General features: G+C 44.2%; 22 protein-coding genes and 2 pseudogenes. 4 read left to right on the top strand and 20 right to left on the bottom strand.

Translation table 11 applies throughout. The features are described from left to right. Positions 1-501: 501 nt before the first annotated feature. Entirely contained in the window at positions 502-1,713 is a 1,212-nt protein-coding gene (locus BN1765_RS14925) for an IS110 family RNA-guided transposase (RefSeq protein ID WP_050615882.1), read from the top strand. Between the two features lie 375 nt (positions 1,714-2,088). On the opposite strand, the pseudogene BN1765_RS14930 reads toward BN1765_RS14925, so the two are convergent. Further along, positions 2,089-2,538, bottom strand: a pseudogene (locus BN1765_RS14930) (adenine phosphoribosyltransferase); the annotation flags it as partial. Here BN1765_RS14930 and BN1765_RS14935 point away from each other — a divergent pair. Continuing rightward, positions 2,518-3,444, top strand: a pseudogene (locus tag BN1765_RS14935) (IS110 family RNA-guided transposase); the annotation flags it as partial. The pseudogenes BN1765_RS14930 and BN1765_RS14935 overlap by 21 nt on opposite strands. A 375-nt stretch (positions 3,445-3,819) precedes the next feature. On the opposite strand, the gene BN1765_RS14940 reads toward BN1765_RS14935, so the two are convergent. From BN1765_RS14940 to BN1765_RS14965, 6 genes are all read right to left on the bottom strand, one after another. After that, on the bottom strand, positions 3,820-4,332 hold the full coding sequence (locus BN1765_RS14940; protein ID WP_050615884.1) for an adenine phosphoribosyltransferase: 513 nt from the start codon (positions 4,330-4,332) through the stop codon (positions 3,820-3,822). Continuing rightward, positions 4,323-6,686 (bottom strand): single-stranded-DNA-specific exonuclease RecJ, encoded by a 2,364-nt coding sequence (gene recJ / locus BN1765_RS14945; RefSeq protein ID WP_050615885.1) that lies wholly within the window; start codon positions 6,684-6,686, stop codon positions 4,323-4,325. Before recJ ends, BN1765_RS14940 begins: the two co-directional genes overlap by 10 nt. 53 nt (positions 6,687-6,739) lie before the next feature. Then, positions 6,740-7,018, bottom strand: coding sequence for a LapA family protein (locus BN1765_RS14950; protein ID WP_069203040.1), 279 nt, complete (start codon positions 7,016-7,018; stop codon positions 6,740-6,742). A gap of 15 nt (positions 7,019-7,033) precedes the next feature. After that, positions 7,034-7,927, bottom strand: a complete 894-nt coding sequence (locus tag BN1765_RS14955; RefSeq protein ID WP_050615886.1) for a cation diffusion facilitator family transporter — start codon at positions 7,925-7,927, stop codon at positions 7,034-7,036. Positions 7,928-8,093: 166 nt separating this feature from the next. Next, entirely contained in the window at positions 8,094-10,352 is a 2,259-nt protein-coding gene (gene secDF, locus BN1765_RS14960; RefSeq protein WP_050615887.1) for a protein translocase subunit SecDF, read from the bottom strand. A 299-nt stretch (positions 10,353-10,651) separates the two neighbouring features. Beyond that, complete coding sequence (locus tag BN1765_RS14965; RefSeq protein ID WP_050615888.1) at positions 10,652-10,951, bottom strand: post-transcriptional regulator; 300 nt, start codon at positions 10,949-10,951, stop codon at positions 10,652-10,654. Between the two features lie 119 nt (positions 10,952-11,070). Between BN1765_RS14965 and spoVB the strand changes: the two genes are divergently transcribed. Continuing rightward, on the top strand, positions 11,071-12,603 hold the full coding sequence (spoVB, locus tag BN1765_RS14970; RefSeq protein ID WP_050615889.1) for a stage V sporulation protein B: 1,533 nt from the start codon (positions 11,071-11,073) through the stop codon (positions 12,601-12,603). Here the strand turns inward: spoVB and BN1765_RS14975 are convergent. Further along, entirely contained in the window at positions 12,600-13,253 is a 654-nt protein-coding gene (locus BN1765_RS14975) for a DUF421 domain-containing protein (RefSeq protein ID WP_050615890.1), read from the bottom strand. The genes spoVB and BN1765_RS14975 overlap by 4 nt on opposite strands. A 317-nt stretch (positions 13,254-13,570) precedes the next feature. On the opposite strand from BN1765_RS14975, the gene BN1765_RS14980 reads away from it, so the two are divergent. Next, positions 13,571-13,954 (top strand): TIGR04086 family membrane protein, encoded by a 384-nt coding sequence (locus BN1765_RS14980; RefSeq protein WP_050615891.1) that lies wholly within the window; start codon positions 13,571-13,573, stop codon positions 13,952-13,954. A gap of 48 nt (positions 13,955-14,002) precedes the next feature. Here the strand turns inward: BN1765_RS14980 and yajC are convergent, their stop codons facing one another. The 12 genes from yajC to nadB form a co-directional block, all read right to left on the bottom strand. Beyond that, entirely contained in the window at positions 14,003-14,278 is a 276-nt protein-coding gene (yajC, locus tag BN1765_RS14985; protein ID WP_050615892.1) for a preprotein translocase subunit YajC, read from the bottom strand. Positions 14,279-14,322: 44 nt separating this feature from the next. Beyond that, entirely contained in the window at positions 14,323-15,462 is a 1,140-nt protein-coding gene (tgt, locus tag BN1765_RS14990) for a tRNA guanosine(34) transglycosylase Tgt (protein ID WP_050615893.1), read from the bottom strand. Between the two features lie 25 nt (positions 15,463-15,487). Further along, positions 15,488-16,516, bottom strand: coding sequence for a tRNA preQ1(34) S-adenosylmethionine ribosyltransferase-isomerase QueA (gene queA, locus BN1765_RS14995; RefSeq protein ID WP_050615894.1), 1,029 nt, complete (start codon positions 16,514-16,516; stop codon positions 15,488-15,490). Between the two features lie 110 nt (positions 16,517-16,626). Continuing rightward, positions 16,627-16,833, bottom strand: a complete 207-nt coding sequence (locus BN1765_RS15000) for a DUF2905 domain-containing protein (RefSeq protein WP_050615895.1) — start codon at positions 16,831-16,833, stop codon at positions 16,627-16,629. Next, on the bottom strand, positions 16,830-17,831 hold the full coding sequence (gene ruvB / locus BN1765_RS15005) for a Holliday junction branch migration DNA helicase RuvB (protein WP_050615896.1): 1,002 nt from the start codon (positions 17,829-17,831) through the stop codon (positions 16,830-16,832). Before ruvB ends, BN1765_RS15000 begins: the two co-directional genes overlap by 4 nt. Before the next feature lie 12 nt (positions 17,832-17,843). Further along, complete coding sequence (gene ruvA / locus BN1765_RS15010) at positions 17,844-18,449, bottom strand: Holliday junction branch migration protein RuvA (RefSeq protein WP_050615897.1); 606 nt, start codon at positions 18,447-18,449, stop codon at positions 17,844-17,846. A 419-nt stretch (positions 18,450-18,868) separates the two neighbouring features. After that, a complete protein-coding gene (locus BN1765_RS15015; protein ID WP_050615898.1) occupies positions 18,869-19,390 on the bottom strand; it encodes a BofC C-terminal domain-containing protein in 522 nt (173 codons plus the stop codon). Between the two features lie 199 nt (positions 19,391-19,589). Next, positions 19,590-20,549 carry a phosphotransferase gene (locus BN1765_RS15020; RefSeq protein ID WP_050615899.1) on the bottom strand — a complete coding sequence of 320 codons (960 nt, stop codon included), beginning with the start codon at positions 20,547-20,549 and terminating at the stop codon, positions 19,590-19,592. Further along, complete coding sequence (gene safA / locus BN1765_RS15025; protein WP_050615900.1) at positions 20,542-22,017, bottom strand: SafA/ExsA family spore coat assembly protein; 1,476 nt, start codon at positions 22,015-22,017, stop codon at positions 20,542-20,544. Before safA ends, BN1765_RS15020 begins: the two co-directional genes overlap by 8 nt. Positions 22,018-22,361: 344 nt before the next feature. Then, on the bottom strand, positions 22,362-23,465 hold the full coding sequence (gene nadA / locus BN1765_RS15030) for a quinolinate synthase NadA (RefSeq protein WP_050615901.1): 1,104 nt from the start codon (positions 23,463-23,465) through the stop codon (positions 22,362-22,364). Next, positions 23,462-24,310, bottom strand: coding sequence for a carboxylating nicotinate-nucleotide diphosphorylase (gene nadC, locus BN1765_RS15035; RefSeq protein WP_050615902.1), 849 nt, complete (start codon positions 24,308-24,310; stop codon positions 23,462-23,464). Before nadC ends, nadA begins: the two co-directional genes overlap by 4 nt. Next, positions 24,291-25,865 (bottom strand): L-aspartate oxidase, encoded by a 1,575-nt coding sequence (gene nadB / locus BN1765_RS15040; protein ID WP_050615903.1) that lies wholly within the window; start codon positions 25,863-25,865, stop codon positions 24,291-24,293. Before nadB ends, nadC begins: the two co-directional genes overlap by 20 nt. Positions 25,866-25,877: the final 12 nt, after the last annotated feature.

Genomic DNA, 25,877 nt, shown 5'->3' on the forward strand with positions numbered 1-25,877 from the left:
TCCGAAAGAAGATACTGTCTCAGGATTTTTCCGAACCGATTATTAATTAAAAAAAACAATAAGTTTATAAGACCAACTATATATGAATGTATTGTTTCTATTATCGAAAAAAAAGTCCAGAAAGTAAAGTGGTTAATCCTTCTTTTTACGGTTCTCGCACCTATTATAATAGTGTATCAAAATATTCAATAAAATCAAGAAAAGCGGAAGACCTCCGTTTAGCTCCGTACAAACTGGAGTGTTTCTCTCAAGATAAACATACTAAGATTAGTAGTACGAACTAATGCATTGGTTCGTACTACTATTTTTTATATAGTAAAGAGGAAGAAACGGCCGCGTGTTTCCGAGGATCTTGAATCCGTAAAATAAACTGGCCTTCTTCACTTACCTTATTTGAATCAGTTTTTAGTATGTTGGATCCTTTGAGATCGTGTAAAAGAAATGGGAATCGATAAGAGTAAGATGGAGACTTCAATTTCATTTATTTCAGGAGGAATCAGAATGAAACACGTCATCGCTTTCGATGTCAGTATGGGGAAAAGTTATATGGTGATTTACAATAGCGCACAAAAATGTGAGTACGAAGGGGATATCCTTCATACACGCCCATCATTCAACTGGCTGAAGGATAAAGTGGAGGAAATCATTCAAGTAGATGGCGAACAGTCTTCCATTGTCTTCGAATCCACGGGAGTCTATTCCCGTCCTTTAGAACGTTTTTTCAGAGAAAGTTCCTTGCCTTATTGCCTTCTTAATCCACTAGAAGCAAAAAAACAATGTGATTCCTTACGAATCCATAAAACTGATCGTAGCGATGCCCATCGCTTGGCATTAACCCACTTCAAAGAGAACCGGCGAGTAGAAACGCCGAGTGATGATGTCCACCAACAATTGAAATCTTTATCTCGCTTATATGACGAGCTAGACAAAGAATTATCCATGACCCGGAATCGTTTACATAAAGTCCTACAACTTACCTTTCCAGAGTTAGATACGCTCTTCTCATCTAAATCTGAGTTGTTCCTACAAATCGTTCAATTGTTTCCACATCCAGATTTGGTCCTGGCCCATTCTAAAACGGTGATTAAAAACAAGATCATCCATCGCACCCGAAAGCGCCTATCCAAACTCCAAGCCGAACAGAAAGCCATTGAACTCCTGGAAGCAGCCCGAAACTCCTATCCTGCCGTCCACTCTATGGATGTGGTCTGTGATCAAGTTCGGCTCTATGCCCAGCGCTATCTTGATATCAATGAACAAAAAGAGGACTGCATTACAAAGATGATGGTATTCGCACAAGAATTAGAAGAATATCCTATCCTATTAAGTATTCCTGGAATCGGCCCTAACACAGCTGTTCGCTTAATCGCCGAAATTGGCAATATCCACCGGTTTACTACCCATAAGCAACTGAATGCTTATGCAGGGATTGATATACGCCGATTTCAGTCTGGCAAGACCTTTTACAGGGACAAAATTAATAAACGAGGGAATAAACACTTACGAAAACTGTTGTATCTGATCATCCAAAACATGATTAAACAAAGAAGGTTTGGCCATAACCATATTGTTAATTACTATGACAAATTAAAAATGCAACCCTATAACAAATGCCATAAGGTTGCATCCATCGCATGTGTAAATAAGCTGTTGAAGAATATCTTCTTTCTTATTACACACCATGTCACCTATGACTTCCGGTTAGCCGCCTGATGCATAGGTGACATCCTTATCATACCATAGCCCCCCTAACAAAAAAATGAAATCCAATCGTTAGGTCTATTTGGTATGCCCTATTCCCCTCATTTTTTACTAATAATTTTCATTAATATGCTTGACTAATCGTAAGAAAGGAAACACGGCGAAGTTATAAGCCGATGTTGACTTATCGATGAGAGAAACGCGAAGTTTGCTAGGAGCTGGAGGTCTGCAGCTGGATCAAGAAAAGCGGAGGCGGTCGTTTAGCACCGTAGGAACTGGAGCCCTTTCTCTTTGAGATACTGGTTCAAGAAATGCAAGGGCATCCGGTTAGCGACAAGCCTGCCTATAAAAGAAAGCCCTGTCTTAAAGACAAGGCTTTCGTTCGGATCAATACTCCATTAAAGTCAGCACATCATAGCCGTCCAACTTCTTGCGGCCGTCCAAGTAAGAAAGTTCAATCAAGAACGCAATCCCCGCAACGATTCCGCCCAACTCTTCAACTAGTTGGATTGTTGCTTCGATTGTTCCGCCTGTTGCAAGCAAATCGTCTGTAATAAGGACGCGCTGTCCAGGTTTGATAGCATCTTTATGAATAGTCAATACATCTTTTCCATATTCAAGGCCGTATTGCACCTTAATTGTTTCACGAGGAAGTTTACCTTCTTTGCGGACCGGCGCAAAACCGACTCCCAATGAATATGCCACCGGGCAACCAATAATAAAACCACGGGCTTCTGGACCGACTACCAGGTCAATTTTTTGTTTTTTCGCGTATTCGACAATTTGGTCAGTCGCGTAGTGATACGCTTCCCCATTGTCCATAAGCGTAGTGATATCTNTAGCGATGCCCATCGCTTGGCATTAACCCACTTCAAAGAGAACCGGCGAGTAGAAACGCCGAGTGATGATGTCCACCAACAATTGAAATCTTTATCTCGCTTATATGACGAGCTAGACAAAGAATTATCCATGACCCGGAATCGTTTACATAAAGTCCTACAACTTACCTTTCCAGAGTTAGATACGCTCTTCTCATCTAAATCTGAGTTGTTCCTACAAATCGTTCAATTGTTTCCACATCCAGATTTGGTCCTGGCCCATTCTAAAACGGTGATTAAAAACAAGATCATCCATCGCACCCGAAAGCGCCTATCCAAACTCCAAGCCGAACAGAAAGCCATTGAACTCCTGGAAGCAGCCCGAAACTCCTATCCTGCCGTCCACTCTATGGATGTGGTCTGTGATCAAGTTCGGCTCTATGCCCAGCGCTATCTTGATATCAATGAACAAAAAGAGGACTGCATTACAAAGATGATGGTATTCGCACAAGAATTAGAAGAATATCCTATCCTATTAAGTATTCCTGGAATCGGCCCTAACACAGCTGTTCGCTTAATCGCCGAAATTGGCAATATCCACCGGTTTACTACCCATAAGCAACTGAATGCTTATGCAGGGATTGATATACGCCGATTTCAGTCTGGCAAGACCTTTTACAGGGACAAAATTAATAAACGAGGGAATAAACACTTACGAAAACTGTTGTATCTGATCATCCAAAACATGATTAAACAAAGAAGGTTTGGCCATAACCATATTGTTAATTACTATGACAAATTAAAAATGCAACCCTATAACAAATGCCATAAGGTTGCATCCATCGCATGTGTAAATAAGCTGTTGAAGAATATCTTCTTTCTTATTACACACCATGTCACCTATGACTTCCGGTTAGCCGCCTGATGCATAGGTGACATCCTTATCATACCATAGCCCCCCTAACAAAAAAATGAAATCCAATCGTTAGGTCTATTTGGTATGCCCTATTCCCCTCATTTTTTACTAATAATTTTCATTAATATGCTTGACTAATCGTAAGAAAGGAAACACGGCGAAGTTATAAGCCGATGTTGACTTATCGATGAGAGAAACGCGAAGTTTGCTAGGAGCTGGAGGTCTGCAGCTGGATCAAGAAAAGCGGAGGCGGTCGTTTAGCACCGTAGGAACTGGAGCCCTTTCTCTTTGAGATACTGGTTCAAGAAATGCAAGGGCATCCGGTTAGCGACAAGCCTGCCTATAAAAGAAAGCCCTGTCTTAAAGACAAGGCTTTCGTTCGGATCAATACTCCATTAAAGTCAGCACATCATAGCCGTCCAACTTCTTGCGGCCGTCCAAGTAAGAAAGTTCAATCAAGAACGCAATCCCCGCAACGATTCCGCCCAACTCTTCAACTAGTTGGATTGTTGCTTCGATTGTTCCGCCTGTTGCAAGCAAATCGTCTGTAATAAGGACGCGCTGTCCAGGTTTGATAGCATCTTTATGAATAGTCAATACATCTTTTCCATATTCAAGGCCGTATTGCACCTTAATTGTTTCACGAGGAAGTTTACCTTCTTTGCGGACCGGCGCAAAACCGACTCCCAATGAATATGCCACCGGGCAACCAATAATAAAACCACGGGCTTCTGGACCGACTACCAGGTCAATTTTTTGTTTTTTCGCGTATTCGACAATTTGGTCAGTCGCGTAGTGATACGCTTCCCCATTGTCCATAAGCGTAGTGATATCTTTGAAAGTAATACCTGGTTTTGGCCAATCCGGCACGATGGTAATGTATTTTTTTAAATCCATGACGTTGTTTCCTCCTTGAGTTCTTCACCAATTAAGTATGACTGTATCAGCTGGTACAGTTGCTGATAAGAAGAGTAAAGAAGCTCATTTTCCAATTTTAATTGCTGTTGTTTTTTTATATAAGACGGCGCTTCACTGACATCGCGCTTCTTAGGCTGCTTTATAATGGAAATAATCCCATCCTCTATTGTAACAAATCCAAGTTCGAAAAACACCTGGCAGATAAAATCCACAGTATCGCGAGTCCATCCTTTATGTTTGGCAATATCCTCGCGGTGGCGTTTCAGATCAAACGAACCTTTTTTGACAATAAGGGCATAGAGCCATTTAAAATGGTCTCGGGTCGGCAGCGTCGAAAAGAAATGCTGATGGCTTTCATAGAAGTGCGTATATACACGGTTTGGCTGCTTGCCGTATAGAAGCTTTTGCAGAATGTTTTCCGTCGGAGGCAAATCAACCAATATAACATATTTCCCGTCGATTTCCGCATTTGCTGCACTTTCTCCATGGTCAATAAGGAGAAGATGTTCTTTCCATTGAGCAGGCATTTTTTCAGCCAATTGTTCATTAAAAACAATAAAAACGGTCTGGTCCAAAGAAATATGGCCGACTAATTGGCTTAATTTCTTTTTCCCTCTAATATCGAACAATTGCCAATGGTCCACAAGTACATCATGTAAGAAAAGCTGGGGCTTTCTGATATTATTCCATTCATTGATTGATAGTTCTCCAACTACAGAGAGCGTAGCTGACGGTGAAATTTCATCCGCCAGATATCCCATTCCGAATCCTACTCCATCAAGATGGGCAGATCCGTCAGACATCGCTGCTTTCAAGTGCGTCCCGTCTCCTCCAATTTTTTTCAGCGAAGACAATTGCACATCTTTAATCAGCACTTTAGGCTTGGGGTTGCCCATCCCGAAAGGAGCTAATTTATTCATTTCTTCTATTGTGCCCAAATTTGCTTCTTCAAGTGTAATTGCTGCATCAATAAGTGTAATGGGCGTAAAATCCTCTTCTGTCAGAGTTTCTTTTGCAAGATCATTCAATCTTGCCCTAAGTTCATCGACATCCTTAATGGCGAGCGTCATGCCGGCTGCCATCGGGTGTCCCCCGAAGTGAGGTAGCAAGTCCCGGCATTGCGACAAATTGTGATAAAGGTCGAAGCCTTCTATGCTTCGAGCCGAGCCTTTTGCCAAGCCTTTTTCAGCATCATAGCTAAGCACAATTGTCGGCCGATAATACTTTTCTACCAATTTGGAAGCTACTATGCCGATCACTCCTGCATTCCAGCCTTCAGCGCCAACTACGAGGACAGAATTCTCTTCAATAGGGTATAGGTTTTCAACTTGTTTAATAGCTTCATTAGCAATAGATGAAACAATTTCTTGCCTTTCGATATTCAATGCCTGTATTTCCTCGGCAATACTTTCGGCCAGCACTGGATCCCTGGTCAACAACAAATCGACAGCAGGATCGGCATCGCCAAGTCTTCCAGCGGCATTTATCCTTGGAGCCAGCCCAAAGCCCACGCTTTCTTCCGTCACATGGGCCAAATCAACTTTTGCGATGGACATTAGCTTTTGCAGGCCGGGCCGTTTAGTAGAGGCAAGCTTTTTGAGGCCCTTTGATGCTATCAGTCTATTTTCGCCTGTAAGCGGCACCAAGTCAGCTATTGTCCCGATCGCCGCAATTTCCAGAAGATCTTCCGGAAGGTGCCCGAGCAACGCATGGGCCAGCTTAAAAGCAACGCCGACACCAGCAAGATGCTTACACGGGTAGGTTCCATCCTTAAGCTTAGGGTGAATAACGGCCAATGCATCCGGCAATTCAGGCCCCGGCTCATGGTGGTCGGTAACAATGTAATCCATGCCCAACTCACGGGCAAAAGCCGCTTCTTCCAAGGCAGAAATGCCTGTATCAACCGTAATAAGCAAATCCGTGCCCTGGTCTTTTGCTAATTGGAACGCGCCTTTATTCGGACCGTATCCTTCAGAAAAACGATTAGGAATATAAAAATCCACATTCGCCCCGAGAGCGCTTAGCGTTTCCATTAAAACAGTCGTCGAACTGACGCCATCCGCATCATAATCGCCGAAAATGAGAATATTTTCTCCGTTGGCGATTGCTTTCTTTATACGGTCAACCGCCTTGTCCATATCCTTAAACAAGAAAGGATCATGGAATTCCTGTTCATCTAAAAATAAAAAGGACCGTGCAGCTTCGACTGTCTCGATGCCACGGTTCACTAGTAAATGTGCCACTAATGGAGTTATATGCAATTGGGCAGTCAACGCTTCAATTGTTTGGTGATTCGCTTCTTCAACTTTCCAACGAGTCTTTGACTGTAACATAAATTCACCCCTCAACCTTCCTCATTATACAGGAGGAGTTGAAGGGTTTCAATTTATTTACGAACATCAATTTCATTTTCCTGTTGGAATATTTGTGTTTCTTCCTTTTCCAGCTGTTTCACCCTTTTCTTTAATGATGTAATCCTTTTAACACTTAACATCCACGAAAATAGGCTTCCAATTGCAAAAGAGCCAATAATGATCAAAATAAGCGGCCATTCTGAGCGGCCAAACAAATAATTCACTTCGACAGTGCCAACATTTAAGACCGCAAAAACACAGACGATTATGATGCAAATCAGGCCTATCAAATATAGCCATTGCAGTTTCATTTTTTATCCCCCCTATCATTCTTCCCCTAGTGGATTTATATGTACAAAGACATCCTGGATCGTTGGTTCTTGCAACAGTTGCCTTTTCACCCTTTTTCCAATGGCATGCCCCTGTTCGACCGTTAAATAAGGATGGACGGATATTTTTAGATCGACAATGACATAGTGCCCGTGTTCCCTGGCGTAAAGAGAGCCTATCTGCAGGACATCGGGATCTGACAAAATCATGTCACGAAGATGAGCCGTCTTCTCATCTGGCAACACATGGTCCAAAGTGGCATGGATTGCTTCTTTCCCAAGTGTGAAAGCCATCTTCGCAACAAGGATTGAGACCAGCAATCCAGCGAGAGGGTCGCCATAAACCAACCAAGGGATATCCAGATAGCTGCTCAGCACTGCGGCCCCTACTCCAATTAATGCCGCAACTGAAGAATAAACATCTGAACGGTGCTCATAGGCGTTTACGATTAAGGCCTGGCTTCCTATTTTCTTTCCCAATTTATATTTATATTGAAACATGGATTCTTTCACAGCAATGGACAACAAGATCACATAGATGGCCAGCAATTTAGGGGGTGATGCAGGCAATGTAAAAGCATTCAACGAGCTCAGCCCGATTTTAACGCCGACAAGCAACAATAAGACAGCCACAATAATTGCGGCAATGGATTCGGCTTTGCCATGGCCATAAGGATGGTCGTGGTCCGGAGGCTGTTTCGCCGCTTTCAGGCCGACATACACAGCTAAAGAACCCACTACATCAGAAGCTGAATGGACGGCATCAGCCACTAGAGCCCGGCTATTGGCCATAATGCCTGCTGCTCCCTTTACAAGCGCCAATGCTATATTTCCCGCTATACCGACCAAGGCGGCAAATTCAGCCTGTTTGAAACGGTCCTTCTTGCTCATGGCTATTCCTCCTACTAATCGATTGTTCCCTTTTATTGTTAGCAGAAAGAGCAGGAGATACATATGAAGTTTTAGGAAAAAGAGATCAAGTATAACTTTGATCAGTAGGCGTTTTACAGTTAGAAGGAGACAAAAAAAGCTGCGGGATTACCCGCAGCTTTCTCTTTTAAACGACAGCGTCGCCTGTAGATTTTTTCTTTTCTTTTTGCGTTTTCAGATAACCTTTTTTCTTCAGTTCTTTCTCCTTCAGATCCAACCATAACTGAGAAGCAATAAAGATGGATGAATAAACCCCGATGACCAACCCAATCAATAAAGCGATTGAGAATATTTGGATTGATTCGCTTCCGAATATGACTAAGGCAATGACCGTAACCAATACGGTTAGGACCGTATTAAGTGAACGGACGAGCGTTTGGCGAATAGAAATATTCACAATCTCTTCCAATTCAGAAACATGTTTGATGCGCGATTTTTTTCTCATATTTTCTCTGATACGGTCAAATGTAACAATCGTATCATTGATCGAATAACCGATAATGGTCAATACAGCGGCTATGAATGTCAAGTCAACTTCAATGCGGAATACACTGAAAATCGTGATAATAAAGAACGCATCATGCAGCAATGCCACAACTGCCGGAACTGCCATCCTCCATTCGAAACGAAGCGAAACATAGAGGATGATCCCAATGGATGCAATCAACACGGAGTATAGTGCATTTTTTGCCAGTTCTTTCCCAACGGTAGGCGAAACAGTGCTGACACTTGGCTCATGGCCGTACTTTTCACTGAAATATTCCTTCGCTTTATGGATTTCCTCTTTATTCATCACGCCGACTAGACGCGCAACTGCATTCCGGTCCTTCTCTCCAGATAGGACAATATCGTCTGTCTTAAGGCCAAGCGTTTTGAAATCATCTTCGACGGCCTGCGTTGTAATCGGCTTGTCCGATCCAATTTGAACACGCGTACCGCTGGTAAAATCGATGCCAAGGTTCAGTTTGAACACAAACAGGAATATGATACCGATCACAGTCACCGCAATCGAGAATGTATAGAAGATTTTCCGTTTTTTTACAAAGTCCAACTTATCGAAATGGGTTGGCAAATGCAAAGTATCATTGAAATCCTTCAATTTGTGGATTTGTTTTTCCTTTACATTGAACCAGCTCGCACGTTTGTTTAGGAAGTTGCTGTTCACCCATAGGTTCAGGAACAAGCGCGTTCCAAATACGTTTGTTATAACCCCCATGAAAAGGGAGATGATAAGCATTGTCGCAAAACCTTTGACCGAACTGTTACCGAAATAGAACAACACGGCAGCTGCTAGCAATGTCGTGATATTCGCATCCAGGATTGTAGCAAGCGAGTGCTTGTTCCCGGTATGGTAGGCCGATTTTAGGCTGCGGCCGACACGTATTTCATCCTTGATCCGCTCATAGGTAATAATATTGGCATCGACTGCCATACCGACCCCGAGAATCAAAGCCGCTATACCCGGAAGCGTCAGAACGGCGTTCATCCAGTCGAATACCAACAGAATTAAGAAAATGTAAACCGTCAATGAAATCGTTGCGATGAAACCTGGCAAACGGTAGAAGAGCCACATAAACAGATAGATAATGGCTACACCCACAATACCGGCGAAGACTGTTTGATGAAGTGCTTCTTCACCGAATTTAGCGCCCACCGACGTTGAATAGATTTCTTTCAAGTCGACCGGCAACGCACCAGCGTTCAGCATATTTGCCAATTCTTGTGCTTCCTTAAGCGTGAAAGACCCAGTGATCAATACGTTGTTTTGGTTAAACACTTGGCTAACTCGCGGTGCTGACACAAGGTTTGTCTGTTTAGCCGGATCCTTGTAGGAATCTTTACCTTCTTCATAATCAAGCCAGATGGCCAATACATTCTGTCCTTCCGGTCTTGAGGAAATATCTTCAGTAACCTTTTTGAACTTCTTGGCATCTTTCAGTGTCACTTCCACGACAGGCTGGTTATTCTTATCGAATGACTGCTTGGCGCCGCCCTCTTTCAGATCCTTACCTGTCATCATTACTTTGTCGTTGTAATCACGGAAAGTTAGTTTTGCCGAAGTGGATAAAATCTTTCTGGCATTATTCTGATCCTCCACCCCCGCCAATTGGACACGGATGCGGTTATCTCCTTCGATTTGGATGTTCGGTTCGCTTACACCCAATACATTGACACGGCGGTCCAATGCGGCCACTGTGCTGTTAAGGACACCCTTTGTGATCTTTTCGCCATCTTCTGGCTTCACTTCATATAAAACCTCAAAGCCTCCCTGTAGGTCGAGGCCGAGTTTTATGTTCTTTACAATCCCTGATGTTGTCGTTCCCATAATCCCGAATAATACAATAACGAGAAGGAAGAACGCAACGATTCTCGATCTTTTAACCATTATGTAAGAGCCTCCTTAAAACTTTTAGGCCTGATCTTGCAGTATGAATAGGATGACGCATTTTGGATAAACCAGCTGTATATTCCCAAAAAAACGACTTCATATACAAAGATATGGCACAAACGATCTTCATTTTCTTTTCTTAACCTAAGACTAAAGGAACAATACGGCGGATTGGTACAATCGAACTGCTAAAAAGCTCCAATCCCATTATGAGTGAATTTGATAGCACTGTCAATTTTAGATTTTTAAAAATAGGAAAGGTTAACCAGGTCATATTCTGGATATTCAAGGAAAAATTATGAAAATAAATCCCTGAATTCAGATAGGTCGGTAGATGCATGCCGCGTTGATTCTTTAAACCCTTCGACTGCCGCAAAATTCATATATTCACCGATGTTCACTCTCATAATATCATTGAACAGCTGATGAAGCGGCTCCCCGCCCTTGCTCTTCTTCCACTTTTTCTTCAGCATGAATTGCCATAATTGCGCTTCTGTCACTTCATGGTAGCCGAGAAGGGCAAATTCCTCGCACTTACTGAGTAAAGCAGGCAACAATGTACCATGTTCTTTGTTAATAGGGTGCTCTTTCGCCATATCCGCCTACACTCCTTCATCTTAAGAATATCTGATACCTTGTCATGCTTTGTCCACCTCAATGCATATAAATAATTGTAGATTATTATGATAATTTTGAGAAGGCGGGTAATAAATAAATGTCCAAATTTTTTCAGGGAACACTCATATTGCTTGCCGCTGGGTTTGTGACAAGGGTTTTAGGCTTCATTAACCGCATTGTAGTGGCGCGTACGATTGGAAGCGAGGGTGTCGGATTATACATGATGGCCATGCCTTCCCTCTATTTAGTTATTTCAGTTACGCAATTGGGCCTGCCGGTAGCTATTGCGAAATTTGTAGCGGAAGCAAACGCTACCAACGATGAAAGGAAAATCAAAAAGATTTTAGTTGTGTCGCTCAGCGTGACGCTGGGGCTTTCGCTCATCTTCACCCCGGCCCTAATCTTGCTTGCGCCATGGCTGTCACATACCTTGTTCACGGACGAGCGCATTATGTGGCCTTTGATCATTATCTCGCCGATCATCCCAGTCGTTGCTGTATCATCGGTGATCCGCGGTTATTTCCAAGGCAAGCAAAACATGAAACCGGCTGCCTTTTCGCAGGTTCTCGAACAAGTGGTACGGATTGGTTTAATAGCAACTGCCACTAAATACTTTCTCCCTTATGGGATCGAATACGCTGCTGCGGCAGCCATGGGAGCTTCTGTTCTAGGCGAACTGGCATCTTTACTCTATCTGCTGACATTTTTTAAACTAAAGAAACATTTCCGGCTGCGGACTGGTTTTTTTACGGCTGCCCGCAGCAGTAAGAATACGCTTCGGCAATTATTCAGCATTGCCCTTCCTTCAACCGGCAGCAGAATAATCGGGAATATTTCTTGGTTCTTCGAGCCGATTGTCGTCGCCCAAAGCCTGGCGATCGCAGGTATTTCTGCCTCTATGGCAACAAGGCAATACGGGGAACTGACAGGTTATGCCCTGCCGTTGCTTATGCTCCCTTCCTTTGTGACATTTGCCCTTTCCACTTCATTGGTTCCGGCAATCAGCGAAGCGGCGGCAGCAAAAAATATTACGCTCGTTTCACATCGGCTCCATCAAGCGCTTCGCGTGACTTTTATTACCGGCTGCCTTTCCGTCGTGATTCTTTTTGTTTTTGCTGATCCAATTATGAATCTTATGTATGGACAGAATAACGCCAGCGTTTACATCACGTATCTGGCACCCATTTTCATATTTTCCTACTATCAAATGCCGCTTCAGGCCGTGCTTCAGGCCATGAACTTGGCCAAGGCCGCTATGTTCAACAGTCTGGCCGGCGCTGTAATTAAGCTTGCCTTCATCTTTGCATTATCCTCCCAGCCCCAATTCGGCATTATGGGAACGGCCATCGGATTTGCGGCCAGTATCGTATTGGTGACGTTCCTGCACTTTGCGACGATCGCCAAAGTTATACCAGTGGCTCTTGATATTCCTAATTATGCCATGACGATCTTGATTACGATTGTATCCGGCTTTGCAGGTTATTACTGTTTTGGATTGATTCACACAAGCTATGCTTTATACCTTTCTATTGGAGCAGTATGCGCTTGTTTCATTTCTTTATGCCTGCTGACTAAGGTCATTACATTTCGGGAAATGATGCTGTTTTTGCCATTCCGAAAAAAGCGCTAGCCTTTCTTTTTAGAGATCACAAATTTCCCGTGATGATAAGAACAAAAGGAAATCTCGCTCTCATGGCTAATCCCCCGGTACTCCAATTGCTCACAAAGCCAGGGGCGGGTTAGGTTCATTTTACGGAGATGGTCTTCCAGAATGACGCCATCAAGAATCAATGGCAGCGCCAACTCATACTCGTAGTTTCCTGGCTTGTTATTCTTTTTCATGACAGACAAATCACCGGAAGGCTCTAAAATGGCAAAAGCAACTTCATCAAGGCTAAATACTTCCTTTTCCCTAAGTTGCTGCAACAAGTCATCATAATTATACCGTTCTTTTTTCATCGCTTTTTCGTCAATTTTGCCTTGGTGAATAATAATCGTTGGTTTGCCGTCTAATAACTCTCTTATTTTTTTATTTCTTAATGATAACAAAGCAAGCGCCAGCTGAATAATCAGAAGAGCTACTATAGGCAGAATTACTTTGTATAGGGGCATTTCTGTGTCTTCGATTGAGACAGCAGCCAATTCCGCAATCATTAAAAAAACAACTAGATCTAGTATGCTTAGCTCTGCAATTTCCCTTTTGCCCATCAACCTAAAAATAATAAGGAGAAAAACGTACATAAAAAGGGTCCTCACGACGATAAAAGCAAATTCAAACATGTTCATACACCACCGTTTTCCAAAAAATACAGAAGATCACACTTACCGCTTGGCAGGATAAGCATGTCCAGCTGTTCTTGTTCTCCCTTTCCCAACTGGCGCTAATACTCCCACTTTAAAACAAGAGCGTTGATAAAGAAGTGTATGCGGATGATCAAGCGACAATAGGAACTAAGAGTAGTTCAACGAATCATTGATGACTAATCAAGGCTTCACATTATCCGAAATAAAATGTTAGTATGCCCCGATGTTCTATTCTTAATACAGGCTTCATATGTTTGTACAAACACATGACTTCTGCTTGAAAGGAGAAAAGGATGGAAACAAGAAAACTAGGATCTGCCATTTTGTACGGCACCTTAACCATTTTTATCATAGCGCTTCTATTCAGCCTCTTATTTTCTGTACTGTTACGTTTCACTTCTTTGACTGAATCTTCCTTGTCGTATATGATTTTGATTCTTTCATTTCTGGCAATATTCTTTGGTGGCATTGTATCTGGAGGCAGGGGCAAAAAACAGGGGTGGATGCTCGGGGGAGCTACAGGGCTTTTATATACGGTCATCTTGCTCTTGTTTCAATACTTGGGGCATGACCAGGCCTTTACAATTCGCGAATGGATTCAATCTCTTTGCTATATTGTTGTCTGTATGATGGGAGGCATTCTTGGCGTCAACCTATCCGGCGGCAATAAAGAATAAACAGGCATAAAAAAAACTGCTCCCTGACTAGGGGCAGTTTTTTTGCCATTAACCGACAGTTGTAGCTTTTTCAACTACATCACGGATAGCTGCACGATCGTATGTAAGACGGCTTCCATCTCCGCACTTAAGGACGATTTTATTTTCGTCGATTGCATCTACAATGCCGTGTAATCCACCAATAGTAACAATCTTGTCACCTTTAGCCAATTCATTTTGCATAGTCGCTATCGCCTTTTGTCTCTTTTGCTGAGGGCGAATCAACAAGAAATAAAACAAAACAAACATCAATATTAACGGACCAATTGTGCTTAGAAATTGCATATTATTCAACTCCTTCCATTTATTTTTATTCATTATAGTTAGGTTTAGAAATTCTTCGCGTCAGGCTTATTGAAACCATATTGTTCGAAAAATTCTTCTCTGAAGTCGCCTAAACGGTCTTCCATAATCGCCTGGCGAACTTGCTTCATTAAGTTTAACAGAAAATATAGATTATGATAAGTAGTAAGTCTAATGCCAAATGTTTCTTCACAACGGATTAAATGGCGGATATATGCTCTGCTGTAGTTGCGGCAAACGTGGCAGTTGCAGTTCTCATCCAGTGGACCGAAGTCACGCGCATACTTGGCGTTCTTCACCGTCAAACGCCCATTGCTGGTCATCAATGTACCATTTCGTGCAATTCGGGTCGGTAATACACAATCAAACATATCCACGCCGCGGATCGCGCCATCAATTAATGAATCCGGCGAACCTACGCCCATCAAATAACGGGGCTTTCCGCTTGGCAATAATGGCGTTGTATATTCGAGCATCCGGTTCATGATATCCTTTGGCTCTCCCACTGACAATCCTCCGATTGCGTAACCAGGAAAATCAAGCGACACCAAATCTTTCGCGCTTTGTTTGCGCAGCTCTTCAAACTCCCCGCCTTGAACGATACCAAATAAACCTTGGTCATTTGGGCGTTCATGCGCTTTCAAGCAACGTTCCGCCCAGCGCGATGTTCTTTCGACAGATTTCTTCATATATTCATACGTAGCTGGGAAAGGCGGACATTCATCAAATGCCATCATGATATCCGAACCTAACGCATTCTGTATTTCCATCGCTTTTTCTGGTGATAGGAATAACTTGTCCCCGTTCAAATGATTTCTGAAGTGGACACCCTCTTCTTCAATCTTGCGGAACTCGCTAAGGCTGAATACCTGAAAACCGCCGGAGTCAGTCAAGATGGCACGATCCCAATTCATGAATTTGTGAAGGCCGCCTGCTTCCTTGATGATTTCATGCCCTGGACGCAGCCATAAATGGTACGTATTACTAAGTATTATACCCGCGCCAAGCTCTTTTAAATCTTCCGGCGACATGGTTTTAACGGTTGCCAGTGTACCGACAGGCATAAAAGCGGGCGTATCGAATGAACCATGGGGCGTATGGACCCGTCCAAGCCTCGCTCCTGTCTGTTTACATGTTTTAATCAATTCATAGCGAATAGCTGTCAATTAAGTTCTTCCTTTCTGGTTTCTGCTAGATAATCAGCATAGCATCGCCAAATGAAAAGAAACGGTATTTCTTCTCTACGGCCTGCTTATATGCTTGCAGAACATGTTCTCTTCCCGCCAGTGCCGAAATCAGCATCATCAAGGTTGATTTTGGCAGATGGAAGTTTGTGATCATCCCATCAATTGCTTTAAATTCAAACCCTGGGAATATGAATATGTCAGTCCAGCCGCTTTCAGCCTTGAATTCACCGTCATATTTGCTGGCGATGGTTTCCAAGGTTCTGGTCGACGTGGTCCCAACGGTTATGATCCGTTTGCCTTCTCTTCGCACTTTATTTAACAGGGAAGCTGTTTTTTCATTCATATGATAGTATTCCGCATGCATATCATGGTTGTCAATATCTTCTACAGAAACAGGTCGGAACGTCCCCAATCCGACATGCAATGTAATGAAAGCTACATGGACACCCATTGCGCGGATTTCATCCAATAATCTCTCCGTGAAATGCAATCCGGCAGTCGGTGCGGCCGCCGAACCGCGCTCTTTGGCATAGACGGTCTGATAGCGGTCCTGGTCGTCCAATTGCTCCTTAATATAAGGCGGAAGCGGCATGGTGCCCAATTGGTCAAGGATTTCATAAAAGATTCCTTCATACTGGAATTTTACGATACGTCCCCCTTGGTCCAGCTCATCAAGACATTCAGCCTTTAATTTGCCATCGCCAAATACGATGACTGTACCTTTTTTTACCCGCTTAGCCGGTTTGATCAATACTTCCCATACATCTTCTTCATCTTGCTTCAATAAAAGCATCTCCACTTTGGCTCCAGTATCTTCTTTTACCCCGAATAACCGTGCCGGCAATACCTTCGTATCATTCAATACCAGGCAATCGCCTTCATGTAAATGCTTGACTATATCACTGAATACTTCATCTTTGGTTGCGCCTGTTTTTTGGTCTAGAACCATTAAACGGCTGGCTTCCCGATTTTTCAGAGGAGTTTGTGCAATCAATTCCTCCGGCAAATGGAAGTCAAATAAATCGACTTTCAATTCTGTCACATCCTGTTTTTTCTTTCGTATTTATCCTGTGCTGACTGGACAATCCCTTTTCCGAAAAGAGGGCGCTGTTCACGCTATATTGCCGCCACATCGGCAAGTTCTCATTTAATTTTACCCAAAATAAACAATACGGCCGATAACACAACACTAACTATTATACTCGTTACGATTGGAAAATAAAAAGTACTGCTTCCTTTTTTAATCAAGATGTCGCCCGGCAACCTGCCGAGTTTCAAAAAATGGATAAGGAAACCGGAAATGAACACGAGGGTCCCGATAGCCATAAGCATTTTACCTAAATGGTTCATGGCTGCGGACGCTCCAGGCCAAAGTGCTGGTAGGCAGCCATCGTAGCCATTCTGCCTCGCGGGGTTCTCTGAAGGAAACCTATTTGCAATAAATAAGGTTCATATACATCCTCAATCGTTGTCGCTTCTTCGCCAATGCTGGCAGCGATTGTTTCAACACCGACTGGCCCTCCCCTGAATTTCTCGATGATTCCCATTAGCAGTTTGTGGTCAATATGATCCAACCCCAGGCGGTCCACCTGCATGAGCTCCAGTGAATGGCTTGCTAACTCAAGGGTAATATCACCTGTTCCTTTTACTTGGGCAAAGTCCCTTACCCTCCGGAGCAGGCGATTCGCAATCCGCGGGGTGCCTCTAGACCTGCGGGCAATCTCTAAGGCAGCCGTTTCATTCAAGTTTGTTTGGAGAATATCAGCCGTCCGGGAGACAATGCTTTTTAACTGTTCTTCATTATAATACTCCAAGCGGCTTAATACGCCAAAGCGGTCTCTTAAAGGCGCCGAAAGCGATCCAGCCCTTGTGGTGGCTCCCACCAATGTGAACGGGGGGAGATCCAGCCGCACGCTTCTTGCTTGCGGTCCTTTCCCGATCACGATATCGAGGCAAAAGTCCTCCATGGCCGGATAAAGGACTTCTTCAACCGCTCTTGGCAATCGATGGATTTCATCAATGAACAGTACATCACCGGGTTCAAGCGCAGTTAATACAGCTGCCAAATCGCCCGGTCTTTCAATAGCCGGGCCTGATGTTGTCCGTATATTGACTCCCATTTCATTAGCGATGATTGCGGCAAGGGTGGTCTTCCCCAAACCGGGAGGGCCATACAGGAGAACATGGTCCAACGTTTCCTGGCGCATTCTCGCTGCTTCTATAAAGACTTTAAGATTTTCCTTTACTTTATCCTGCCCGATATAATGCCGCAGTTCCAGCGGGCGAAGACTTTGTTCAAATGAGTGTTCAGCTGCCTCCGCCTCGCTTTGGATAATCCGTTCTTCCATTTGCTCCACCTCCTATTTCAACAATAACTGCAATCCTGCTTTAATATATTCTTCAGTCGTTTTTTGTTCCTTCTCAAGCGGCTTCCTGATTTTGGCGACCTCTCGTTCAGAATAACCAAGAGCCTTTAACGCTTCCATCGCTTCATCCAGTTCTCCCGTATTAGCGGCATAGGCAGTTTCCAAAGCATCATTGAACAGATTCGGGAAGTAATCAGGAACGATATTTTCCAATTTCCCTTTCAAGTCCAAAATCATTTGGCGCGCCGTTTTCTTGCCAACGCCAGGAAACTTGACAAGGAAGGTTTCATCTTCATTCTCAATCGCCTGAACTACTTGGTCCACCTTGCCGGAACCAAGTATGGCAAGAGCTCCTTTAGGGCCGATTCCTGTCACATTCAACAGCTTCTCAAACAAGGCTTTTTCTTCCTGGGTTTTGAATCCATAGAGGGCAATCATATCTTCACGGACATAGTGGTAGGTATATACTTTCACACTTTTATCTTTTAAAGAAAAAACAAAAGGATTAGGTGTCAAAACGCGGTATCCGATCCCATTGTTTTCAATCACAATATAATGCGGACCGACAAATTCAATATTTCCTATAATATAATCGTACAAACTCTCTCTCTCCCATTCTCAACTGTAAACATTCTAACACATGAAAAGCGCAAGCGCCCGTTTAGGGGCGTAAAGACTGGACTGCTTCTTCTCGAGATAAAGGAAACACGGAGAGCTAGCGATCCGATGTTGACTTATCGTAGAAAAGAAGCGGGAAGTCTTCTAGCCCCTGGGCGCTGAAGCTAGACAATGAAAAGCGCAAGCGCCCGTTTAGGGGCGTAAAGACTGGACTTGCCACAAGGCAAACAAATGTTCACATCTTATCTTCTATTATGGACTAAAACACCTTCCTTGTACATGACGCGAGCCCTACTTTTATTCTTAAAAAAAGAAAGAAGTTCCTTTCGTTTTTACGGCAAAAAGAACTGTATCCACAAATCGGCCAGTTCTTTCCCATCTAAATAAGCCCTGTGCCGAAGCTATCTTAAACCTTCATTCTTGTATGGTTTAAATGTTTCCAGCACAGATTGGTATCTTTTTTTGTCCTTTACACGTATTCCTTCTGCAAGCTCTTCCCTTCGCTTCACTTCCAATAAGTCGACGTCCAGCTGAAAAAAGGTCTGAATGACATCCAGTTTTGTCGGCTTGCCGTTGAAAATAGTCAATATGCCATCCTCCGTCACTCCAAAATAACCATGTGCTTTCATCAGCGGCGAGATATCATCTATATATTTTTGGAAGACCAATTCTTTTTCAGATTCGTAAACAAGCTTCCACGCCCGGTATTTTTCCATAATGCTTTCTACAGACTGGGCTTCCTTCACTGTTGTTTCCTCCGTCATCTCCCCATCCATATATATTTTTTGTAAAGTGACCTTGCGTATGTCGGTCGCCATGGCGGCAGAAGCCTCTCCCTTATCTGGCCAGACAATTGCATTCAGCAGGATCAGAATTAATGAGAGTGCAAAGATATATGCCTTTTTACTGACATGTCTTCTCAACTACAAACACCTCCGGCAATGCTTTCATTGTTTTATAGAAAAAGCATTCCCCTAAATCAACCGCCTCATTCTGGGCTGAATGCCAAAAAGACTATTCCTTAATGCGGAATAGTCCCCTTGCCATCTGCTGGCTTTAACCTGCCAGTATCATTTCATCTTTACCGAAAACGCAGCGTCTTCCGTTTTCTCTAGCTGGCCATCAGTTGATTCTCTTATAAATATCTTTATAGAGGTTCATTCTCTGTGCATACTGGTCGACTGTCAGTTTCCAAATGGAATGCATATACTCATTGCTACTGTATAAATCTTCTCTCTCCAACCGGTTCCATTCTCTGTAGATATCAGCTGGGAACAGCAATGCATACAGAAATGCTGGATTATTTTTATATGCTTTAAGCTGTGGATAACTAAATAGCTCTGATGCATCCTTTACATACGGCATGATTCTGTTTGAATATTGTATAAAGTCGATGATAGGGGGAGCTTGATGAATCAAGTCAAAGTCGATGATATTCAACTTGCCTCCACTGCTGTTAAAAAAATTGTGATGGGCTACGTCCCCATGTATAATACAATTCGGTTCCTTGTAAAGATCGTCTTCAAACTTCTCCATGCCCTTCAACGCCCGCTCCCCCCACTCAATCCAATTATCTACATAGCGGGAGGAGACATATCCCCGTACTATTCCAGCATTGCTCTTAAATAACTTTAAACGTTCCTGCCACTTTCGCAATTGATTGTATTTACTGGCCGGTATAGATTTATAAAAGGACCGTGTTGTCTGGTGAAACTGTTGCAGCAAAAAGAGCCCTTTCGAACGGTTTTCCGCCTCCCGGTAGGAGAATTTATCTCTTGAAGGGTTTAAGTATTCAATCCATGAATAGGTCATTCCATCATAATTGAAGTCCGGCAGACTTTTAATGAACCGGTAGGTTTGATGAAACCCATTTTCCTTTAGCTTCTTTGTCAAAAGTTTTTGGGCTTCTAATTTATTTGTGCTAGAAAAGCCTTTCACCATATACTTTCTCTTATTACTAGTCACTTTAAAAACATTCTCTCTAATGCGGTCGACCTTTTGCAGACTTTCTCCCTTCGTATCCAGACTGTTGATAAGACGTTTCCGAATGCTCCCATCTTCCCGGAATGAACGATTACCCATTACTCTCATCCGCATATTGTGGCATTTCAAATGCTGTCTGGCCAAAATCAGCTGCCTGATTCGTAAAGGTTCCTTCTGTATGGTCCACAAAAGGAGCCTGATTCACCACAGGCTGATTTTCCTGGCGATAATCGGGCTGTGCCGTTGGCTGCTGAATAGGTTCCTCAGAAGATTGGCCGTACGCAACCTGCCGTCCCGGGAAAACCATTGGTGCTTGAGGCTGGAAAGGCGGTTGATAATAATTTGGCATCATTGGATTTACAGGATTAAAAGGCTGATTCCATTGTTGGCCCTGCATCATAGGCGATTGCATAGCCATTGGCTGCACCGGCTGTTGCATTCCATAAACCGGCATCTGTTGCTGTCCATATGGTGTAGACTGCATTTGCTGCTGTCCATATGGTGTAGCTTGCATCTGCTGTCCATATGGTGAAGTTTGAACATGCTGCTGTCCATATGGCGAAGTTTGAACATGCTGCTTTCCATATGGCGAAGTTTGCATTGTGGATTGATTCACGGGCTGCTGCATAACTGCTTTTGGCTGATTACAGCCGCAATCTTCCTCAGTCTTCACCATGGGTGCCGTCTGCATTTCCGGCTGCAATCCCATATGCTTTCCACTATAGTGGGCAGAGGATTCTACATTGTGATGCAGATGATGGGGCGATGCTTGTGGAACTTCAGCAACAGGAAATTGGGCATACGTGCCAACAGGCATCATCTGTTGCTGGAAATGAGCAGACTGCGGCTGCATCGCCTGCCATGGATGAGAAGAAGACTCATCCGAAGAAGAGCTTTCAGACCCATAGGCCGGCTGCATCATATGGCCAGGCATCGATGGATACGGCTGCTGCAGCGGCGCCATCATGTATGGCGGGCAAAATCCGGCCCCTGGCATAATTGGCGTAGCAGGCATACAGTCATTGATCGGATAACATGGATTGACCGGATAGCACTCATTGACCGGATAACATTCGGCAACCGGTTGTACAGGCATTGGTTGTGCAGGCACGGGTTGCACTGGCGTTGGTTGAGGCTGTTCTTTTGCCACGGGTTTTTGTACAGACATATTTGCCATATTGACCATGTAGTAATTATTGATATCTACCTCAGGAATGACCGGTTGAGGAGCGACAGGCATTTCTTTGACAATGACTTTTTCCTTGTGGATGATTGGCTGTACTGGCATTGGTTTTGGAGCTTCCTTTATGATCGGCGCTTCCTTTTTAGGCACTGGCATTTCTTTTACAGGCTGTGAATAATGGGGGATAGGTGCTTCTTTTTTAGCGCCCGCAGACATGTTCATCTGCGGCGAATGAGAACCCGGCACTTTGATTTTCATGCCGGGCATGATCATATCCGGATTGCTTAATTGTGAATTAGCTTTTATTAGTTCTTCAAACGATACGCCATATTTCTTGGCCAGATTCCAGAGCGTATCTCCTTTTTGGACAATGTGTATCTTCAAGGTGTTCCCCTCCTATGCGAATGTCCATATATACTATGAAAAGATAGGCAAAGTGCTAATCTTTTTCATCAAAACTTATGCAATTGCCCCCCTAAATATGAATCAATCCAAACGCTCTCTAATGGAAAAAAACAGATCTACACTGGCTTTGCATGCTAAATTAAAGGCAACCCATTCTTTTTTGCTGCTTCTTAAAAATGGTTGTTTGCAAGCATTGGATCATCTGGAGGGAAGGCGAGCCTCCTGCGGGACCGCCGCCCGTTTCTTGGGCGGGCTTAGTTTACTTGCGTATACAGCTTTTAATAGGAAAAAGCCTGCATTCCATACGAATGCAGGCTCTTTGTTCAGGAGCGTACGAGCATGCGCTCGATCGCCAACCTTCCTTCCCTCGCTGTCTGTTCTTCAACGGTTATGATGTTGCGTGGCTTGCCCTCCAGTATGCTTTCCAGGTTCCAGAGCAGATGTTTGCTGTCAATCCGGTTCATCGTCAGACAAGGGCACATATACGGATTCAACGAGACAATTTTTTGCTCTGGATGGCGATCTATTAATCTCTGCACCAAGTTCATTTCTGTGCCGATTGCCCATTGTGCACCCGGCTCTGCTTGCTGAATGCAATCGATAATATACTTGGTGCTTCCGTTTAAGTCTGACCGTTCCACCACCTCATGGGAGCATTCGGGATGGACAAGTACTTTCATTTCCGGATATGTTTTTCGGATAAAATCAATATTGGCGACTGTAAAATTTTCGTGGACGGAGCAATGCCCTTTCCAGAGAATCATCCTGCACTCCTCTGCACGGCCTTCATATTCAAGCCGATTTTCGTGCTGATTCCAAATAGCCATTGCCTCGAGCGGAATACCCAAATCATAGCCTGTGTTCCTTCCTAAGTGCTGATCAGGCAAAAATAAGACCCGCTTTTTTTGGGTAAAGGCCCATTTCAATATCGTGTGGGCATTCGACGAAGTTACAGTCGCTCCGCCGTGACGGCCTACGAAGGCTTTTATGGCGGCGGTTGAGTTGACATATGTCAATGGGATAATAGTGTCGCCGAATAGATCCTGCAAATGGTTCCAAGCGATTTCTGTTTGGTTCACATCAGCCATATCAGCCATTGAACAGCCTGCCCTCATATCTGGCAGAAGGACGGTCTGCGATGTTGACGTCAGCATATCCGCTGTTTCAGCCATAAAGTGGACCCCGCAAAATACAATGTAAGAAGCTTCCGTCTGCCTGGAAGAAACCTGCGCTAGCTGAAGGGAGTCACCGGTAGCATCGCAATGCTGGATGACTTCTTCTTTTTGATAATGATGCCCGGGGATAAAAAGGGAAGAACCTAGTTCTTTTTTTATGTCTCTTATTCTTTGATGTATATCCTGTTCGTTCATTGCCTTATAGCGGGCAGGCAATTGATTTTGATTTACAATGCTCTCCAATATGCTCATCGGGAAACCTCCATATAGTTGACTTTTGCGCTTATATCCAAGGCCTGTACGGAATGGGTAAGGCATCCTAGTGAAATATAATCCACACCGCAGTCCCTGTATTCATCCAGACAATCAAGCGTAATGCCCCCTGATGCCTCTGTCACAATGGTGTCCGGCACAAGTTTGACAAGCTCCTTAATTTCTCCAGGTGTGCAGTTATCGAACATAATAATATCGACTCCTGCTAAAACAGCTTCTTCTACTTGCTGTTTGTTCGTTGTTTCCACTTCAACTTTTACCATATGGCCGGCCGCAGTCTTGGCCTGCGCTACAGCTTTCGAAATACCTCCCATGAAATCGATGTGGTTGTCTTTAATCATAATGCCATCGTAAAGCCCGTAACGATGATTGCTTGCCCCTCCGCAGCGGGCAGCATATTTCTCCAGCATCCTAAGCCCTGGAGTGGTTTTTCGCGTGTCGCAGACTTTCGTTTTTGTGCCTTCAAATATTGCGGCTGCTTGTCTGGATTGAGTGGCAATCCCGCTCATCCGCTGTACGAGGTTCAACACCACCCGTTCCGCCATCAGCAATGCTGTAGTCTTGGCTTCTATGACAGCGATGATAGCGCCCCTTGCGATGGCATCGCCGTCTTTGGCATGCAGTGTGACATTTGCTTCGGGATCCAACAAGGAAAAACCGGCAGCAATGATATCGGCGCCGCAAAAGATTCCGTTTTCTTTACTGATTAAGGTGAAACTGCCTCTTTCAGTACCCGAAAATAAAGCGGATGATGTCGCATCTCTTTCTCCAATGTCTTCTATAAAAAAAGCTTTGAGCATTTCATTAAGCTTTAACGAATTCATGTATAATTCTCCCCTTCTTTGCAAAAAGATCTACCGTGCATGACACACCCTGCCATCTCGGATCTTCTTCCGGATAGTCGCTTCTAAGGTGGGCTCCACGGCTTTCGGTCCGCGTGTCAGCACCGACAGCTATGCACCATGCTGTCAAGAGCATGAAAACGGTAGTCAATTCTGAATCATTAAATTCAAGAAGGCCGCCTTCCAGCAATGACTCGACATCAAATTGCCGCAAATACCGAAACAGCTCCCCCAATCCCTCAGCACTTCTGGAAATGCCCGCATAACGGAACATCATCTGTTTTAAATCCAACAAATCCGGCAGATTTTTTTTGCCAGGCTGCTTTTTCTTCCTTAATGGCAACGCCGCAACCTTCTGGGGAGGGGCTTCGGCAATCGCCATTCCTGCCTTCTTGCCGAAAACCAGGCCCTCCAAGAGAGAATTGCTGGCCAAACGGTTGGCGCCATGCACGCCAGTACACGCCACTTCCCCGACGGCATAAAGACCGGGGATGTTTGTGGCCCCGCGGGCGTCCACCTCAACGCCGCCCATCATAAAATGGCTGGCAGGCGCAACCGGCAGAAGCCCTTCTCTCCAATCCACGCCATTTCGGCGGCAAAGAGCAGCAATAGCTGGAAACTTCCCATCAAAATTCTCCACTGCGCTGATATCCAGATACACAGCATGCCCTTCCGCCATGTGGGAAAAAATAGTCTGAGAAACGAGATGGCGGGGAGCTAGGTCTTCAAGCGGATGGATGCCCTGCATAATACGCATTCTGTTTTCGTCCACCAGGATCCCGCCTTCCCCGCGGACCGCTTCTGAAATAAGCCCTTTTACACCACCGTTGCCATATAGCCCTGTAGGGTGGAATTGCATAAACTCCATATCTTTCAATACTGCACCGGCATGAAGAGCCAAAGCAAAGCCGTCCCCGCACGCATTTTCGTGGTTCGTCGTATAAGGGTATAATTGGCCGCACCCTCCGCTTGCAAGAACGGTATGGGAAGCATAAAAAAGATGGACCCTGCCGTTCATGTCTTTTGTAGCCACACCTATACAGCTGCCCTTTTCTGAAATCAGCAATTCCTGCGCCCGATGATTTTCCAGGCATTCAACCGGCGATGCCTGGACCTTGTGCCAAAGGAATTCGAACAGCTTCCTGCCGGTCGAATCGCCAGAGCTATGTAGAATCCTCCTGTGGCTATGCGCGCCCTCCAAACCATACATCAGGTTCCCCTGGGCATCCCGGTCAAAATCCATCCCTTCCTGCACAAGTTCGTCGACAGCATAAAACCCGTCCTCTACCAAAATAGAAACGGCTTGTTCACGATTATGAAATCTGCCAGCAACCATCGTATCCTCTTTGTGGCTTTCAGAGGAATCACCAGCTGCATAAGCGACCGCAACCCCTCCTTGCGCCAAGTAGGTATTGCAACTCCTGACATCTGTCTTTGTGATCAAAAGTACTTTTTTCGTTACGCTTGCATGGATGGCACATTGCAAGGCAGCCATGCCACTTCCGATAATAAGTACGTCATATTCATGATTTTCCATTTAAATCCTCCT

Source organism: Bacillus testis, assembly GCF_001243895.1.
Lineage (GTDB): Bacteria > Bacillota > Bacilli > Bacillales > DSM-1321 > Bacillus_AD > Bacillus_AD testis.

Coding starts and splice junctions, on each gene's coding strand:
- nadA (WP_050615901.1), bottom strand. CDS start 23,465: ATGAGCATATTGGAGAGCATTGTAAATCAAAATCAATTGCCTGCCCGC.
- nadB (WP_050615903.1), bottom strand. CDS start 25,865: ATGGAAAATCATGAATATGACGTACTTATTATCGGAAGTGGCATGGCT.
- BN1765_RS14950 (WP_069203040.1), bottom strand. CDS start 7,018: ATGAAACTGCAATGGCTATATTTGATAGGCCTGATTTGCATCATAATC.
- BN1765_RS14965 (WP_050615888.1), bottom strand. CDS start 10,951: ATGGCGAAAGAGCACCCTATTAACAAAGAACATGGTACATTGTTGCCT.
- BN1765_RS15000 (WP_050615895.1), bottom strand. CDS start 16,833: ATGAACCATTTAGGTAAAATGCTTATGGCTATCGGGACCCTCGTGTTC.
- BN1765_RS14940 (WP_050615884.1), bottom strand. CDS start 4,332: ATGGATTTAAAAAAATACATTACCATCGTGCCGGATTGGCCAAAACCA.
- ruvB (WP_050615896.1), bottom strand. CDS start 17,831: ATGGAAGAACGGATTATCCAAAGCGAGGCGGAGGCAGCTGAACACTCA.
- recJ (WP_050615885.1), bottom strand. CDS start 6,686: ATGTTACAGTCAAAGACTCGTTGGAAAGTTGAAGAAGCGAATCACCAA.
- BN1765_RS15020 (WP_050615899.1), bottom strand. CDS start 20,549: ATGGGTAATCGTTCATTCCGGGAAGATGGGAGCATTCGGAAACGTCTT.
- BN1765_RS14980 (WP_050615891.1), top strand. CDS start 13,571: ATGGAAACAAGAAAACTAGGATCTGCCATTTTGTACGGCACCTTAACC.
- BN1765_RS14975 (WP_050615890.1), bottom strand. CDS start 13,253: ATGTTTGAATTTGCTTTTATCGTCGTGAGGACCCTTTTTATGTACGTT.
- nadC (WP_050615902.1), bottom strand. CDS start 24,310: ATGAATTCGTTAAAGCTTAATGAAATGCTCAAAGCTTTTTTTATAGAA.
- BN1765_RS14955 (WP_050615886.1), bottom strand. CDS start 7,927: ATGAGCAAGAAGGACCGTTTCAAACAGGCTGAATTTGCCGCCTTGGTC.
- BN1765_RS14925 (WP_050615882.1), top strand. CDS start 502: ATGAAACACGTCATCGCTTTCGATGTCAGTATGGGGAAAAGTTATATG.
- secDF (WP_050615887.1), bottom strand. CDS start 10,352: ATGGTTAAAAGATCGAGAATCGTTGCGTTCTTCCTTCTCGTTATTGTA.
- spoVB (WP_050615889.1), top strand. CDS start 11,071: ATGTCCAAATTTTTTCAGGGAACACTCATATTGCTTGCCGCTGGGTTT.
- yajC (WP_050615892.1), bottom strand. CDS start 14,278: ATGCAATTTCTAAGCACAATTGGTCCGTTAATATTGATGTTTGTTTTG.